Genomic DNA, 2,065 nt, shown 5'->3' with positions numbered 1-2,065 from the left:
GGTAATCATCCTGAAGCAGCCTTAAATGCTTATATAGCGGGGTTATACACATAAATACGCTAGATACTCTTCCGCTCTCAGGTTCATTATCTTTGTTGAGCATGCATCTTCGAAGTGGATTTCGAACTCCCAATTTCGCAAGGTCCGGAGGGGGACGATGAAGACTCCTGCGGGATGAACATGATCGGTGAGATCCCGGAAGGCTTTAGCCTGAGGAGGCTCAGCACAAGGGATGTTCGACTAAGAACGCCACGTCCTGTGGCAACGTCGAACGACCCTGCGTCGTGCAGGGCCGGAAAGCGAAATCGCCCCCGCAGGACCTAATTCTCACAAAAGTCTCGAAACTGAGTCTTCCAGTATCGGGAGCTTTTCTTTAACATTATCATGGAAATATAACAGCGATACTAGAAAAATGAATCTGGATCCTCGAGTTTTCCATCTTTGTGAATTTCAAAGTGCAAGTGAACACCCGTGGAGTTGCCCGTTGTCCCCATTACGCCTAGTTTGTTTCCTTTTCGGACGGTCTCTCCTACCTCCACGTCAATCGAATGAAGGTGAGCATAAATTGTTTCATATCCGTTATTATGATCAATTACGACTTTATTGCCAAACCCACTCTGATATTCAGCCGTAACGACTTCTCCGTTATCAGCTGCCTTGATCGTACGGTCATTCACACCTGCAATATCAATCCCTTTATGATATCTTCCCCATCTTTCACCCACATGGCTCGTAATCGTTCCTTCAACTGCAGGCCACGCAAAAGTACCTGTACCACGGGAAGGGATGACTTTCGTTCCTTTAAGAATAACTTCTTCGACAGGTTCTTCCACCACTTCTTCTTTCAAGGTTTCTCTTGTCTCCACGCTTCCATTCTTTTTGGTAATCAAGGTATGGATTTCTTTTCTTCCATCGCTGCCTTCTTGTTTTGTTTCTGTCTCACCTTTTAATAGATCGTTGGTTTCTACAATCTTTTGGGAAGACTCTATGGTTTGTTCTTTAACAGCTTTTTCTTTTACGACTACCTCGGTCAGGGGTTCGGTAACTTCCCCTTCAATCGGTTTATTTCCTCCCTGGCTTTCATCACTATTTTCCACCACAACTCCATTTTTCACCTCTTGCACGGCTTGTGAGACTGAAGATATTTGGGAAGGGTGAACCTCAGAGCTCTCTCCTTTAATTTCATGGCTGAGCTCAACCGATAAAATGCCGGATTCACCTTCTTCCTTCTCTATTGGTTTACCTTTCGAATCTTGGGACTCTAATTGAGTAAGAGTTTCCTCTTCCACATATTTTTCTTTCAACCGCTGTTTAACTTCCTCTATTTCCTCCTCGGCAGAAAGCTGAGCAACCGTTTGACCATCTATGTTTACTTGAACGGATTCAGCAGAAACGGAAATCGATTCCTCTAATTGGTCCAGCACTTTCGCTTTATTGCTCTCAGACGAAAGATTTTTCTCACGCGTAAAGGTGATATCTTCGTTCAGTTTAAGATCTTCTTCGCTATATGTGGTTTCCGCTCTCTGAACACGATCCTCGATAAAGGATTGAATGTCTTCCTTTTTATCTACGGTTCCAATGGATTCATCATCCACATATACCTGATACACCGTATTTAAATTCTTATCAGCATAAGCTGTCCCCACAGTTAAGCTTAATACCAGCGCTCCTGTAAAAGCGGCCTTTGTCATAACCGCTTTTCTATCCTTCTTCATTTCCTTTCCCCCTGTGAATCTATTTATCTCTTTTATTATCATTATTATTAATATTTTCACTTAATAAACCTATCATATGAAAATTATTAATAAAACAGGGGAGAGAAAATGTAATATTCTTATCATATACTTACCAAAACCAGGTACAGATGCTAATATTTCCGCCTTCTTCATGCCCAAAAACATTATAGATTATACTAACATTCCATATTATTCATTTAACTATATGAAAATATTAGTAAGAGAAGAAAGAATTGATTCATTTCAATATAAAAAAAGCCTGCGAGTTTATCGCAGACTTTCACAGAGAGTGGCTCGGGACGGAATCGAACCGCCGACACACGGATTTT

General features: G+C 41.6%; 1 protein-coding gene. It reads right to left on the bottom strand.

All coding sequences use genetic code 11. The features are described 5' to 3' along the window. Positions 1-404: 404 nt before the first annotated feature. Complete coding sequence (locus WAM07_RS02435; RefSeq protein WP_422164476.1) at positions 405-1,715, bottom strand: peptidoglycan DD-metalloendopeptidase family protein; 1,311 nt, start codon at positions 1,713-1,715, stop codon at positions 405-407. Between the last annotated feature and the right edge of the window lie 350 nt (positions 1,716-2,065).

The organism is Halobacillus sp. (assembly GCF_049282395.1).
GTDB lineage: Bacteria > Bacillota > Bacilli > Bacillales > Halobacillaceae > Halobacillus.
This window is presented reverse-complemented; position numbering and strand designations above follow the sequence as displayed.

Coding starts and splice junctions, on each gene's coding strand:
- WAM07_RS02435 (WP_422164476.1), bottom strand. CDS start 1,715: ATGAAGAAGGATAGAAAAGCGGTTATGACAAAGGCCGCTTTTACAGGA.